13 protein-coding genes are annotated in these 14180 nt (G+C 60.9%); 6 read left to right on the forward strand and 7 right to left on the reverse strand.

Features of this window, described 5'->3' with window-relative positions; all coding sequences use genetic code 11:
- Window positions 1-295 precede the first annotated feature (295 nt).
- Together AB4P97_RS27440 and AB4P97_RS27445 are read right to left on the reverse strand one after the other, a co-directional pair.
- A complete protein-coding gene (locus tag AB4P97_RS27440; protein ID WP_395601875.1) occupies window positions 296-1150 on the reverse strand; it encodes a MaoC family dehydratase in 855 nt (284 codons plus the stop codon).
- Window positions 1151-1152: 2 nt separating this feature from the next.
- Complete coding sequence (locus AB4P97_RS27445; protein WP_395599409.1) at window positions 1153-2505, reverse strand: 3-oxoacyl-ACP reductase; 1353 nt, start codon at window positions 2503-2505, stop codon at window positions 1153-1155.
- Window positions 2506-2682: 177 nt separating this feature from the next.
- On the opposite strand from AB4P97_RS27445, the gene AB4P97_RS27450 reads away from it, so the two are divergent.
- The 3 genes from AB4P97_RS27450 (at window position 2683) to AB4P97_RS27460 (ending at window position 6419) form a co-directional block, all read left to right on the forward strand.
- A complete protein-coding gene (locus AB4P97_RS27450; RefSeq protein WP_047299623.1) occupies window positions 2683-3960 on the forward strand; it encodes an acetyl-CoA C-acetyltransferase in 1278 nt (425 codons plus the stop codon).
- A 256-nt stretch (window positions 3961-4216) separates the two neighbouring features.
- Complete coding sequence (locus tag AB4P97_RS27455) at window positions 4217-5113, forward strand: PA4780 family RIO1-like protein kinase (protein WP_042557508.1); 897 nt, start codon at window positions 4217-4219, stop codon at window positions 5111-5113.
- A 169-nt stretch (window positions 5114-5282) separates the two neighbouring features.
- Window positions 5283-6419 (forward strand): MFS transporter, encoded by a 1137-nt coding sequence (locus AB4P97_RS27460; protein ID WP_395602970.1) that lies wholly within the window; start codon window positions 5283-5285, stop codon window positions 6417-6419.
- On the opposite strand, the gene cueR is transcribed toward AB4P97_RS27460, so the two are convergent.
- The 3 genes from cueR to AB4P97_RS27475 form a co-directional block, all read right to left on the reverse strand.
- A complete protein-coding gene (gene cueR, locus AB4P97_RS27465; protein ID WP_047299627.1) occupies window positions 6373-6786 on the reverse strand; it encodes a Cu(I)-responsive transcriptional regulator in 414 nt (137 codons plus the stop codon). The two genes, AB4P97_RS27460 and cueR, sit on opposite strands and share 47 nt — an antisense overlap.
- Entirely contained in the window at window positions 6783-9176 is a 2394-nt protein-coding gene (locus tag AB4P97_RS27470) for a heavy metal translocating P-type ATPase (RefSeq protein ID WP_395601876.1), read from the reverse strand. The genes cueR and AB4P97_RS27470 overlap by 4 nt, the downstream gene beginning before the upstream one ends.
- A gap of 190 nt (window positions 9177-9366) precedes the next feature.
- The gene (locus AB4P97_RS27475; RefSeq protein WP_042557512.1) at window positions 9367-9750 is read right to left on the reverse strand and encodes a hypothetical protein; all 384 of its coding nucleotides are present in this window, start codon (window positions 9748-9750) and stop codon (window positions 9367-9369) included.
- A gap of 147 nt (window positions 9751-9897) precedes the next feature.
- Between AB4P97_RS27475 and AB4P97_RS27480 the strand changes: the two genes are divergently transcribed.
- Entirely contained in the window at window positions 9898-10095 is a 198-nt protein-coding gene (locus AB4P97_RS27480) for a cation transporter (protein ID WP_042557513.1), read from the forward strand.
- A 205-nt stretch (window positions 10096-10300) separates the two neighbouring features.
- Window positions 10301-11509 carry a multidrug effflux MFS transporter gene (locus tag AB4P97_RS27485; protein ID WP_042557514.1) on the forward strand — a complete coding sequence of 403 codons (1209 nt, stop codon included), beginning with the start codon at window positions 10301-10303 and terminating at the stop codon, window positions 11507-11509.
- 3 nt (window positions 11510-11512) lie between these two features.
- On the opposite strand, the gene AB4P97_RS27490 is transcribed toward AB4P97_RS27485, so the two are convergent.
- Both AB4P97_RS27490 and AB4P97_RS27495 read right to left on the reverse strand, forming a co-directional pair.
- Window positions 11513-11686, reverse strand: a complete 174-nt coding sequence (locus AB4P97_RS27490) for a hypothetical protein (RefSeq protein ID WP_164488104.1) — start codon at window positions 11684-11686, stop codon at window positions 11513-11515.
- A 153-nt stretch (window positions 11687-11839) separates the two neighbouring features.
- Window positions 11840-12853: a zinc-binding alcohol dehydrogenase family protein gene (locus tag AB4P97_RS27495; RefSeq protein WP_047299635.1), complete on the reverse strand. Its 1014-nt coding sequence runs from the start codon at window positions 12851-12853 to the stop codon at window positions 11840-11842.
- A gap of 115 nt (window positions 12854-12968) precedes the next feature.
- On the opposite strand from AB4P97_RS27495, the gene AB4P97_RS27500 reads away from it, so the two are divergent.
- Complete coding sequence (locus AB4P97_RS27500; RefSeq protein WP_042557516.1) at window positions 12969-13898, forward strand: LysR family transcriptional regulator; 930 nt, start codon at window positions 12969-12971, stop codon at window positions 13896-13898.
- Window positions 13899-14180 lie beyond the last annotated feature (282 nt).

Consider the following 14180-nt stretch of genomic DNA (forward strand, 5'->3'; position numbering starts at 1 on the left):
GTCACAACGTTCGTTGTCTTCGATGGCTCGCCGATCTGCTGTCGGTGATGCCTCGTCCGTTGTGTCAATCTCAGTCCGGGGGCAGGGTTCGCACCATTCTCAAGTTGGTATTAACGCCTTTATATATAAGGTGCTGTCCAGCGCCTAAGGACTAATACCCACGATATAAACGCACAAAAAAAAGCCTTGAAAATCAAGGCTGGGGATTTGTCGGAGCGGGGGGCAGAGCGCGGAAAAACTTAAGTGATATATACACAATTTACAGGCTTGCCCCCCGACACGATCGAAATGGCATTCAGGCAATCGGCTGCCAATTACCCACCATATGCTCAAGGTCTCCTGCGCCTACCAGTCGCAATTGGCCGCTGGACCCTGCCTCGCTCGCGAGCAATGTCACTTCACTCGGCAATCGCACCGGTTTGCGAAAGTGCACGGTGACTTCCAAATTGGCCTTGGGCAAATGATCCGCCAATGCCGCGAGTGTGCGTGCCTTGTTCCACAAACCATGGGCAATGGCCGTGGGGAAACCGAACAGCTTGGCGCTGGCCGCACTCAAGTGAATCGGGTTGTAGTCACCGGACACCTTGGCGTATTGCCGGCCGATGTCTGCCGGTGCTTTCCAGTGCGTCACTTCAGTCAGCGCTTGCGACGGTTCCCAATGTTGCTCGACGGCCTCACCGTCGAGTTTCACACCGCGACAGAGCATCTGGCTTTCGGCTTCCCACAGCGGTCCGAGCTGATCGTCCAGGGTGGTCAACAGATCGAACGTCGCCCCTTTGGGATGCGGTTGCAGGTTGTGTACGCGCACGCTGACTTGCGCCCGACTGATCCCGCCCATTGGCCGCAGCACGCGAATGCGGTTGCTCAAATGAATCAACCCCAGCAGGGGAAACGGAAAGTCCTTGGCCGTCAGCAATTGCATCTGCAAGGCAAACGCGAGGATGTGTGGATAAGTCGGCGGCAGCAGACCATCGTCGTTAAAACCGCAGACCTTGCGATAGTCCGCCAGCCGTTTGCCGTCGACATCGACCCAGCAGCGCAAACCACTGTCGGGCAGTTGCGTACCGGTGATTTTGCGTCGTGTCGCGGCCCGCGCGTACAGCCCGGGCAGACTCGGTTCGCGGTCCAGCGTGTGCCATTCGATGCTCATGCCTATGCCCCCAGAACACTTTGCCCACAGACGCGCAGCGCCTGCCCGGTGAACGCGCCGGTGCCCGGTTGCGCCAGCCACGCCACGGCTTCGGCGACGTCCTGCGGCAAGCCACCCTGGCCCAGCGAGCTCATGCGTCGGCCGGCTTCACGCAGGCCAAACGGGATGTGTGCGGTCATCTGGGTTTCGATAAAACCCGGTGCCACGGCGTTGATGCTGATGCCGCGCTCCTGCAACGTCGGTGCCCAGGCCTGCGCGAGGCCGATCAAACCGGCCTTGCTCGCGGCATAGTTGGTTTGCCCGCGATTGCCGGCGATGCCGCTGATCGAGGCCAGCAGGACCACCCGCGCATCGTCATGCAAGGTGCCGCTGTCGAGCAGGGCCTTGGTCAGTACCTGCGGGGCGTTGAGGTTGACCGCCAGCACCGCGTCCCAGAATTCCGGGGTCATGTTCGCCAGGGTCTTGTCGCGGGTGATCCCGGCGTTGTGCACCAGAATGTCGAGGCCGTCTGGCAACTGTTCGATCAACTGCGCGGCGGCGTCTTCGGCGCAGATATCGAGGGTGATACTGCGAGCACCCAGGCGTGCGGCGAGGGCTTCCAGATCGGACTTGGCCGGTGGCACGTCGAGCAGGATGACGTCAGCGCCATCGCGCGCGAGGGTCTCGGCAATCGATGCGCCAATCCCGCGCGCCGCACCGGTAACCAACGCCTTGCGCCCGGCGAGTGGCCGCGTCCAGTCAGTCACCTGTTTTTCGCACGCGGTCAGGCGAATCACTTGCCCGGAGACAAAGGCGCTTTTGGGCGAAAGGAAAAATCGCAGCGGCCCTTCCAGTTGATCCTCGGCGCCTTCGCCGACATAGATCAGTTGCAGCGTGCCGCCGCTGCGCAATTCCTTGGCCAGCGAACGGGAGAAACCTTCCAGTGCACGTTGGGCGCTGGCCGCGAACGGATCGCGCAAGCCTTCCGGCGCCCGGCCAAGAATGACCAGATGGGCGCTGTGCTCAAGGTTTTTCATCAGGGGCTGAAAGAACTCGCGCAGCTGTTTGAGCTGGTCGGTGTGCTGCAAGTCACTGGCGTCGAACACCACGGCTTTGAGTTTTGGGCCAAGGCCCGGAATCCACTCAGTGGCCTTCGCCGGTTGCTCGCCGTAACGGTAAATCCCCTCGGTCAGACGGTTGGCGAAAGCACTGATGCGTTCCGCTAGCGGGCCACCCCCGATCAGCAGCGCACCGTCCACCGGCCGCAGGCGCCCGGCCTGCCAGCGTTCCAGTCGCACCGGCGACGGCAGGCCCAAAGCCCCGACCAGGCGATGGCCGATGGACGAGTTGGCGAAGTCGATATAGCGGTCAGACATGGAACGCTCTCCAGAAGTTGGGGTTCAAAGTGTGGACTGCCCAAGGCAATCAATCGTTCGATCCACGCAATAAGGCCTACGCTAGAACAGCAGAGTAGACCAACGCCTCTGTAGGAGCTGGCATGCCAGCTCCTACAGAGGGCTATGTGAATCTGGAAATCCAGACAGGAGCTTTTCATGAGTCAGCTGCGCCGCGTCGCGATCATCGGCGGTAACCGTATTCCCTTCGCCCGTTCCAATGGCCCTTATGCCGCGGCCAGTAATCAGGCGATGCTCACCGCAGCCCTTGAAGGCCTGATCGAACGCTACAACCTGCACGGCCAGCGCATTGGCGAGGTGGTGGCGGGCGCGGTGCTTAAATTGTCACGGGATATGAATCTGACCCGCGAATGCGTGCTCGGCTCACGCCTGTCACCAGCCACCCCGGCCTATGACATCCAGCAAGCCTGCGGCACGGGGCTCGAAGCGGCGTTGCTGGTGGCCAATAAAATCGCCATCGGCCAGATCGATTGCGGCATTGCCGGCGGTGTCGACACCACCTCCGACGCGCCGATCAGCGTCAGCGAAGGCCTGCGCAAAATCCTCCTGCAAGCCAACCGCGCGAAGACCACCGGCGAAAAACTGAAAACGTTTCTGCAACTGCGCCCGCAACACCTGATCCCGGAGTTTCCGCGCAATGGCGAAGCGCGCACGGGCCTGTCGATGGGCCAACACTGCGAGTTGATGGCGCAGACCTGGAATATTGCTCGCGAAGATCAAGATCAGTTGGCCCTAGAAAGTCATCACAAACTGGCCGCGTCTTATGGTGAAGGCTGGCACAACGATCTGATGACGCCGTTCCTCGGCCTGACCCGTGACAACAACCTGCGCCCGGACCTGACCCTGGAAAAACTCGCCGCGCTGAAACCGGCGTTCGAAAAAAGCGCCAAAGGCACGCTGACGGCGGGTAATTCCACACCCCTCACGGACGGTGCGTCGGTGGTGCTGCTTGGCAGTGAGGAATGGGCGAAGGAGCGTGGTTTGCCGATCCTGGCCTACCTGCGCGATGGCGAAGCGGCGGCGGTGGACTTCGTCAACGGTGCCGAAGGCCTGCTGATGGCGCCGGTGTACGCGGTACCCCGGTTGCTGGCGCGCAACGGCCTGAGCTTGCAGGATTTCGATTATTACGAAATTCATGAGGCGTTCGCCGCGCAGGTTTTGTGTACGCTCAAGGCCTGGGAAGATCCCGAGTACTGCAAAACCCGTCTGGGGCTCGATGCGCCGCTGGGTTCTATCGACCGCAGTCGCCTCAACGTCAAAGGCAGCTCACTGGCGGCGGGGCATCCGTTTGCCGCAACCGGCGGGCGAATTGTCGCGAATCTGGCGAAGTTGCTGGATGCGGCGGGGCAGGGAAGGGGGTTGATTTCGATCTGCGCGGCGGGGGGGCAAGGTGTTACTGCGATTATTGAGCGCTAGAAGAGCCCCTCACCCTAGCTCTCTTCCTCCGGGAGAGGGCTTGAACACGCGATGTCAGATTCTGTCGCAAATGCCCTCAACACCGTTTACCAACATTTACCACCGGCTCAGCTATGATTCGCTGCGGTCGATTTTTCGGCACAGTGTGTGCATTCATGAGGTTCACAGGTCGGCAACCCCTCCCCGAAGCGCGAGGATTGCCGTATAACGAGTGACATTCGCGTGTTTGGTAATAAAGGACCCACAATAAAAGCTGATGAAGACTCCAAAACGCATTGAACCCCTGATCGAGGACGGTCTGGTCGACGAAGTGCTGCGCCCACTGATGAGTGGTAAAGAAGCAGCTGTTTATGTGGTGCGCTGCGGCAATCAGTTACGTTGCGCAAAGGTCTACAAGGAGGCGAACAAACGCAGTTTCCGCCAGGCGTCCGAGTATCAGGAAGGTCGCAAGGTTCGCAACAGCCGACAGGCTCGAGCGATGGCCAAAGGCTCGAAGTTCGGCAAGAAAGAAACCGAAGACGCCTGGCAGAACGCTGAGGTCGCCGCGCTGTTCCGGCTGGCTGGCGCTGGCGTTCGGGTTCCGCAACCGTACGACTTCCTTGAAGGCGTGCTGTTGATGGAGCTGGTGGCCGACGAGTACGGCGATGCCGCGCCGCGTCTGAACGACGTGGTGCTGGAGCCGGATCAGGCGCGCGAGTATCACGCGTTCCTGATTTCGCAGATCGTGCTGATGTTGTGTACCGGTCTGGTGCACGGTGACCTCTCGGAGTTCAACGTGCTGCTGACGCCAACCGGCCCGGTGATCATCGATCTGCCGCAGGCAGTGGACGCGGCGGGCAACAACCACGCGTTCAGCATGCTCGAGCGTGACGTTGGCAACATGGCTTCTTACTTCGGTCGCTTTGCCCCGGAGTTGAAGAAGACCAAATACGCCAAGGAAATGTGGGCATTGTACGAAGCCGGCACCTTGCACCCGGCCAGCGTGCTGACCGGTGAGTTCGACGATCCGGAAGAGCAGGCGGATGTTGGCGGCATTCTGCGCGAGATCGAAGCGGCGCGACTCGATGAGGAGCGCAAGCAAGCGATTCGTGCGGCGGATGACGAGCCGAAGGGCAAGTCGGACGAGCCACCGCCTCCCCCGTGGATGCAGTGATTGCTTGAACAGAAACCCGGCTTCGGCCGGGTTTTTTGTGCCCGATACATTCCCATAAGCAACCACAAACATATTTGATGCTGCTGACCTACAAGGATCGTATGTGAACGCCAACACCCGCTTCATCATCACGGCCCGGCTGATCTCCGATTTCGGCGCCTTCCTCAACATGGTTGCGCTGGCTACCTACGTCTATCTGCTCAGCAACAGCGCCATGAGCGTGGGGATTTTCCTTGCGAGCCGCGTGGGGGGCGGGATTTTTGCCAGTCTGATCGGCACGCGTTTTTATAGACGCTGGAGCGGCCGTCTGCCGCTGATCGCGTTTGATCTGTTACGCGCCGGCGTGCTCGGATTGTTGCTGATCGTGCCGGTCAGTCAGCAAGCGCTGCTGTTGCCGGTGATCGCCTTCGCTCTGGGCTTGGGCAATTCGATGTTTGCCATCGGTCTCAACAGTCAGTTACCACGGCTGATCGAGCCGTCGCAGTTGCTGAAGACCAACGCCTGGATCACCTCGGCTTCTTCCGCAGCCATGGTCGGTGGCAGTCTGGTCTCGGGGTTGCTGGTGGCGGGGTTTGGTTTCGAAACGGTATTTGCCCTGAACGCGCTGACCTATTTGCTGGCGGCGTTGATGATTGTGCCGCTGCGTTTCGCACCTGCGACTGTTAATCCAGCGTCCGAGCGCGGCGAGTGGTCGGCCCTCAAGCAAGGTTTGCGCAGTGCTCCGGTGATTGCGGCGATGCTCGCAGTGACGATGGCCGACACCTTGGGCAGCGCCGCGCATAACGTCGGATTCCCGATCATTTCCAAACTGCTGTCACCGGATTCAGCGAGCACAACCCTGGGCCTGATGCTGGCGGTGTGGGCCAGTGGCAAACTGCTCGGCGCGCGGATCGCCAGCCGTTTGAAAGGCTCGGATAACATTCATCTGGAGCGTCGGTTTTTCTTCGGGGTGGCGTTGATGTCCTGCGGTTTTATCCTGATGTTCCAGCAACACAGCCTGTATGGACTGCTGTTGTTTTCGTTGCCGGCGGGGCTGGGTGACGGTTTCTCCGAGGTCGGTCTGATGTCGCGCCTGCAACGCGAGCCCGAGCATTTGCGCCTGCCGATTTTCAGCTTTTTGACGTTACTGCAGATGACCGGGTTCGGCGTCGGCATGCTGATCGCCGCACCGTTTTACGCATGGTGGACGCCGGGTGCCGTGGTCATGTTGTTCCACGGCATTCCACTCGGCACGTTGCTGACGGTGAAGGGGTTTGCGCTCAGGCGCGGGCGGGTTGCGCGCAGCAGCCCGACGCCAGTTCCTTGAGGATCGGGCAGTCGGGGCGATGATCGCCCTGACAGTGCTCGACCAGGTCCTGCAACGTGTCGCGCAACTGGCCGAGTTCGCGGATCTTCTGGTTCAGCTCGTCGATGTGCTGACGCGCCAGTGCCTTCACATCGGCGCTGGCTCGTTGACGGTCCTGCCAGAGCGTCAGTAGCTTGCCGACTTCTTCCAGTGAAAAACCGAGGTCTCGCGAACGCTTGATGAAGGCCAGTGTGTGCAAGTCATCAGCGCCGTAGACCCGGTAGCCGCTGTCGGTGCGATGGGCCGCTTTGAGCAGGCCGGTCGACTCGTAATAGCGAATCATTTTCGCGCTCAGGCCACTTTGCCGGGCCGCTTGGCCGATGTTCATCGATGCTCCTCCAGATCCTTGGGTTTCCAGGTTTTCAACAGTAGCGCATTGCTCACTACGCTGACGCTCGACAGCGCCATCGCCGCGCCGGCCAGCACCGGGTTGAGAAAGCCGAACGCCGCCAGCGGAATGCCGATCAGGTTGTAGACGAAGGCCCAGAACAGGTTCTGGCGAATCTTCGCGTAAGTCTTGCGGCTGATTTCCAGTGCCGCCGGCACCAGCCGTGGATCACCGCGCATCAGCGTTATGCCCGCCGCGTGCATGGCGACGTCGGTGCCGCCGCCCATGGCAATGCCGATGTCGGCCGCCGCGAGCGCCGGGGCGTCGTTGATACCATCGCCGACCATCGCCACGACGCCGGTTTTTTTCAGTTCGGTGACGGTGGCGGCTTTGTCGGCAGGCAGAACTTCGGCGTGGACGTTGTCGATGCCCAAGGCCTCAGCCACCACGCGCGCGCTGCCCCGGTTATCGCCGGTCAGCAAATGGCTGTGGATATTCCGTGCGGCCAGTTGTTGCACCGCCTCCAGCGCACCGGGCTTCAAGGTGTCACCGAACGCGAACAAGCCCAGCACACGGGGCTCGGGGCTTTGTTCGATCAGCCAGGAAAGCGTACGGCCCTCGGCTTCCCAGGTCTTCGCTGACTCAGCCAGGTCACCTGCGCTCAGGCCACTTTCTTCGAGCATTCGCCGATTGCCCAATGCCAGACGCCGACCGTCGAGATTGCCGGCAATGCCACGACCGGTCAGCGACTGGCTATCGCTGACGTCCGGCACGCTCAAGTTGCGTTCAGCGGCGGCGTCGAGCACCGCTTTGGCCAACGGGTGTTCACTGCCGCGTTGCAGGGCGCCGGCCAGTTGCAGCAGATGATCTTCATGACCGTCGACGGCACTGAAGTGCGCGATGCGCGGCGTGCCGGAGGTCAGCGTGCCGGTTTTGTCGAACACCACGCTGCTGACTTCATGGGCGCGTTCCAGGGCTTCGGCGTCCTTGATCAGAATGCCGTGGCGCGCCGCCACCCCGGTGCCGGCCATGATCGCGGTGGGTGTGGCGAGGCCGAGGGCGCAGGGGCAGGCGATCACCAATACCGCGACGGCGTTGATCAGCGCTGTCTCCAACGGCGCGCCGTACAGCCACCAGCCGACCAGTGTCGCCAAGGCCAATACCAGCACGGTCGGGACGAACACCTGGCTGACTTTATCCACCAGTTTCTGGATCGGTGCTTTCGCCGCTTGGGCGTCTTCTACCAGGCGAATGATGCGCGCCAGCACGCTTTCCGCGCCGAGAGCGGTGGTGCGCACCAGCAGCCGGCCTTCACCGTTGATGGCGCCGCCGGTAACGTTGTCCCCGGGCTGTTTCGGCACCGGCAGGCTCTCGCCGCTGATCAAGGCTTCGTCAGCGTGGCTTTGGCCTTCCAGCACTTCGCCGTCGACCGGGAAGCGCTCGCCGGGTTTGACCAATACCCGATCGTTGAGGCGCAGCGCGCTAATGGCGACATCCTGTTCGCGGCCGTCAATCACTTGAATCGCCCGCTCCGGACGCAAAGCCTCGAGGGCGCGGATGGCGCTGGCGGTCTGGCGTTTGGCGCGGCTTTCCAGATATTTGCCGAGCAGGACCAGCGCGATGACCACCGCCGACGCTTCGAAATACAGGTGCGGCATGCGCCCGGCGGCGGTGGCCCATTCGTAGAGACTCAAGCCGTAACCGGCGCTGGTGCCGAGGGCGACGAGCAAGTCCATGTTGCCGGCCCCGGCGCGCACGGCTTTCCATGCCGCCACGTAAAACCGCGCGCCGAAGATGAATTGCACGGGGGTGGCGAGGGCAAACTGCGCCCAGGCCGGGAGCATCCAATGGATGCCGAACGGTTGCAGCAACATCGGCAACACCAGCGGCAAGGCCAGGGCGATGGCGCAGATCAGTGCCCAGCGCTCACGTTGCAGACGCTGTTGCTGGTTATCGCTTTGAGGGTGTTCGGCTTGCCAGACGCTGGCGGCGTAACCAGCCTTGCTCACCGCGTCGAGCAGGACCTGCGGATCGATTTGACCGAGCAACTGGAGGTGAGCGCGTTCGTTGGCCAGATTGACGCTGACGCTTTTCACCCCGAGGACTTTGTTCAGGGCGCGCTCGACACGACCGACGCAGGACGCGCAGGTCATGCCGTCGATGCTCAATTCGAGGGTCTGTTGCGGCACGCTGTAACCGGCACGTTCAACGGCGTCCATCAACGCCGGCAGACTGTCCCCGGGCGCCTTCACGCGGGCCTGTTCGGTGGCGAGGTTGACGCTGACGGCACTGGCGCCGCTGACTTTACTCAAGGCCCGCTCGACACGCCCGGCGCAACTGGCGCAGGTCATGCCGGCAATCGGCAGATCGAAAGTGATGGATTCGGACATCGTTCACGCTCCCTGTAGAAGTTGCCTACAGGATCAACCTTGCCATGCGGGCAAGGTCAAGCGCCAATCTTGATGTGGTCGCAAAACCAAAATGTGGGAGCGAGCCTGCTCGCGAATGCGTCATGTCAGTCAATATCGTGCTGCATGACACACCGCTTTCGCGAGCAGGCTCGCTCCCACATGAGTTTGCTTAATAGCCGAGGTCGGCGCGCTTGAGGTACATACCTTCCTGCGTCATCGCGATTCGGTACTTCTGGATTTCACCGGACTGCAATTTGATTTCCTGCGAGCCCGGCGCCAGCAATCCCGGACTGCAACCGACGACTTGCCCCGGCAGCAATTTTAGGCGCAACGACACGGTGCCTGGCGGCAGGTTGAACGAGGCACTTTGTTCCTGGAACAGCCGCGCCGACAGTTGATCCTGGATGTACACGCCGATTTCGCAGGAGGTCGCTACTTCAAGACGCTCGCGGGAAATGATCAGCACGCCATAGTCTTCACCTGCGGCGTGCACCGAAGGGATGGCGGCAAAGAGGCCGAGAAAGCCCAACAGGCTGAAAGCTGACCAGCGCATGGCTGAATCTCCTGAATTCATATCATTGATGGATGCAGCTTGGCCGAGCGCGACGCCGATTGCCAGCCCGGCAGTTTATTCAAGAACTTGACCTTGCCATCGTGGCAAGCTCGAAACTGCCGGCAATCTCACTGAAGGAGTCATCCCATGCAAGTGTTCAATGTTCAAGGCATGTCCTGCGGTCACTGCGTCAAAGCCGTCACTCAAGCTGTCCAGGCAAAGGATCCGGCGGCCAGTGTGCGCGTTGACCTGGCCGCAAAAGAGGTCGGCGTCGAAAGTACATTGAGTGCCGAGCAGGTCATCGAGATCATCAGCGAAGAAGGTTACGCGGTAAAACTCGCCTGATTGTTCTTAACTGAAAAAAGCCAAAGATCGCAGCCTTCGGCAACTCCTACAAGAGCAAAGCAAACCCCCTGTAGGAGCTGCCGAAGGCTGCGATCTCTTGATCTTCTGATCCTCGGTTTGTAATTGTTAGCCAGCTATCGGAATGTTCAAGGCGTCCATGCCCGGCTAGACTGTCGGGCTGCCGACCTGCCAACGTGGATGCCTGATGAACTTTCGTACCATTCTGATTCTCGGAGCCCTGACCGCTTTCGGTCCGTTGGCGATCGACTTCTATTTACCTGCATTTCCGTCGATGGCGCTCGCGTTCGGCACCGACGAGAAACATGTGCAGATGACGTTGGCAGCGTATTTTCTCGGTCTGTCCATCGGCCAGCTGGCTTACGGCCCGGTGGCCGATCGCTTCGGTCGACGGGTTCCGTTGCTCATAGGTCTGGCGCTGTTCACGCTGGCATCACTGGCCTGCGCTTATGCACCGAACCTGGAATGGCTGATCGGCGCACGTTTCGTGCAGGCGTTGGGCGGTTGTGCAGGGATGGTGATCGGCCGGGCGGTGGTCAGCGATAAATGCGACGCCGTGGACTCGGCAAAAGTCTTCTCGCAGTTGATGCTGGTGATGGGCCTGGCACCGATACTGGCGCCGATGCTCGGCGGGCTGTTGGTCAACACCACGGGTTGGCAGTCGATCTTTTTGGTGCTGACCGGGTTCAGCGCGTTGGCAGGTTTGGCTGTGGCGCTCGGTCTGCCGGAAAGTATGCCCGCGGACATGCCGCGCCAGCCGCTGTCCGGTGCACTGCGCCAGTATGGACGGCTGCTGAAGGATCGGGTTTACCTCGGCCATGCCTTGACCGGCGGCATCGCCATCGCCGGAATGTTCGCTTACATTGCCGGCTCACCGTTCATCTTCATCAAACTGTATGGCGTCCCGGCAGAGCATTTCGGCTGGCTGTTCGGTACGAACGCGGCGGGGTTCATTCTGGTGGCGCAGGTCAATGCGCGGTTGTTGGCCAAGCGTGGCCCGGCGTTTCTGCTGTCGCGTGCGGTCTGGGTTTACCTGGCTGCCGGGCTGACATTGCTGGCCGTCAGCGCCTTGCACACCAATGCGCTTTGGCCGTTGCTGATTCCATTGTTCATCTGCGTGTCCAGCCTCGGCTGCATCAGTCCCAACGCTGCCGCCTGCGCGATGAACGGACAGGGCGCGCGCGCCGGCAGCGCGTCAGCGTTGCTCGGTTGCATGCAATTCAGTGTCGCGGCCGGCGCCTCGGCACTGGTGGGGATATTGCACGATGGCACAGCCGTGCCGATGGCTATCGTCATCAGCATGTGCGGTTTTCTGGTGGTGAGCGTCGCGATGCTCACCCGACGTCTGCAAAATGCCCGAGCCCGAGCCTTGGCTCAGGCCCAAGCCGAGGCTTGAACCTCAGCCGGCTGCGCGTTGCTGGCCTTGATCGGGAATCTTGTGGGGCGCGCAGAGTCGCGCTTCGAGGGTGCGAGTGAAGGCCAGCGCTTCGGCTTCACTGCGGAATGTCACGGCGTGCTGGTCGAGTCGAACCTGCCATTGAGACTTTGCCACTTCTTTTATCAGGATCTTCATTGCTGACCTCCCTTGCGTAAAAGATGTATCGCAGAGGCTTCGATTGTAGACCTGAATACGATCGCAATTGTGACAACGGTCAAGCATCTGACTGACGGCAAAAGAAGATCGCAGGCATTGCAGGAGCTACCTCAGGCTGCGATCTTCCGATCCTTAGAAACCTTCTAAAACAATTTTCCCCTTGGCTTTGCCGCTCTCCAGCAACTCATGCGCGCGACGCAGGTTCGCCGCATTGATCGCGCCGAAGTGCTCGCCGACAGTCGTCTTCAATGTGCCTGCATCAATCAACTCGGCCACGCGGTTGAGCAGTTTGTGCTGTTCGATCATGTCGGGTGTCTCGAACAGCGAGCGGGTGTACATGAACTCCCAGTGCAGCGAGAGGCTCTTGCGCTTGAGTTTGGTCACGTCCAGCGACTTCGGGTCGTCGATCAGGGCCAGTTTGCCTTGCGGCGCCAGGGCTTCGACCAGTTGATCCAGATGCTGATCGGTCTGAGTCAGGCTGGCGACGTGGGTGACGTGGTTGATGCCGGCGCGCTTGAGTTCTTCACTCAGCGGTTGGCTGTGGTCGATGACCAGATCCGCCCCCAGTTCGCTGACCCAGTCGCGGGTCTGTGCACGGGAGGCGGTGCCGATCACTTTGAGACCGGTCAGTTGCTTGGCCAATTGGGTGAGGATCGAACCGACGCCACCCGCCGCACCGACGATCAGCAGGCTCTGGCCATTATCGTCTTGCCCTTCGCTGACTTGCAGGCGTTCGAAGAGCAACTCCCAAGCGGTAATCGCGGTCAGCGGCAGGGCCGCGGCTTCGGCGAAACCGAGGGACTTGGGCATATGGCCGACGATTCGCTCATCGACCACGTGCAGTTCGCTGTTGCCGCCCGCGCGGGCGATGGAGCCGGCGTAGAAAACCTTATCGCCAGCCTTGAACAGCGTTACCTCGCTGCCAACCGCCTTGACCACGCCGGCCACGTCCCAGCCCAGCACTTTCGCGGCCCCGCCCTCAGGCGCCGCATTCTGCCGCACCTTGGTGTCGACCGGATTGACCGAAATGGCTTTGACCTCCACCAGCAAATCACGCGGGCCGGCTACTGGCTCAGGCAGATCGATGTCTTGCAGGGATTTGGCGTCGCTGATGGGCAGTGAGGCGTAATAGGCAATGGCTTTCATGGAAGGCTCCGCACAGGTAGTAGAAGATGGTGCTGATGATTAGCTATTTCTCTGCGAGATAAAACCGGCTAAAACAGCAGTCTCTTTCAATGTTTTTTTGATAATCGAGGCTGACATGCTGCGTTTCGATGACTTGCAATTGTTCGTTCGGGCAGCGGATCTGGGCAGTTTGTCGGCGGCGGCGCGGGTGATGGACATGTCTGCGGCAGTGGCCAGCGCGGCGCTGAAACGGATCGAACAGCAACTCGGTGCGCGTCTGCTCGCCCGGTCGACGCGCAGCTTGCGCCTGACGGCCGAGGGCGAGGGCTTCCTCGAATACGCTCGGGCGGCGTTGAGCAATCTCGATGAGGGGCGACGTTTGCTGGCCAGCGGGCAGGATCAGGTCAGCGGGGTCTTGCAGCTGTCGGCGCCTTCGGACTTTGGCCGCAACCTGTTGTTGCCGTGGCTCGACGAGTTCCAGCGCGAGCACCCGAAACTGACCGTACGCTTGCTGCTCGGCGACCGCATTGCCGACCTGTTTCGCCAACCGGTGGACATTGCCCTGCGGTATGGCGAACCGGAAGATTCCAGCCTGATTGCCTTGCCGATCGCGCCGCACAACCGCCGCGTGTTGTGCGCGTCACCGGCGTATCTGGCGCAGCACGGCGAACCGCGGCAACTCGAACAACTGGCCCAGCACAATTGCCTGTTGTTCATGCTCGGCAGTCGGGTTCATGACCACTGGAGCTTCACTGACGGCAAGCGCGAAGTCAGCCTTACTGTCACGGGTGACCGCTTCAGTGACGACGCCGACGTGGTACGTCTGTGGGCCGTGGCAGGTGCCGGGATTGCCTATAAATCCTGGCTGGACGTGGGCGCCGATGTTCTCGCCGGGCGCCTCAAAGTGCTGTTGCCAGAGCTGCTGTGTGAGCGCGCTCCGCTGAATTTGTTGTGCGCCCATCGCGCACAATTGAGTAAGCCTGTGAACCTTTTAAAGGAGATGCTCGCCAGCCGATGCGCTGATCTAAGTAGTCAATTTCCCGCTTTCTCGAAAGTTGATCATTAGTCGCAGGTAAATAGAGAAATTTCTGTCAGGAACAATCACCACCCGTGCAGTCCGCAGCGCGGGACGGCGCGTGCATCCCGCTTATACTAGCGCCCGCCTCACGCCAGTACCGAAACCCGGCCCGAACGCCATCAATGCTGAGCTGCCTTGTTTAACTTCGGGTACTGCTGCGGTTGCGGGTTCGGCGCCGGAACATGTTGTGCCAATGGCCTGCCTTGCCCCGGCTCAGGGCGTTTTTCGCGTCTTGGCCGCTGGCTCATTACTGGTCAAGATGTCTCCGAG

Source organism: Pseudomonas sp. A1230 (assembly GCF_044218825.1).
Lineage (GTDB): Bacteria > Pseudomonadota > Gammaproteobacteria > Pseudomonadales > Pseudomonadaceae > Aquipseudomonas > Aquipseudomonas iridis.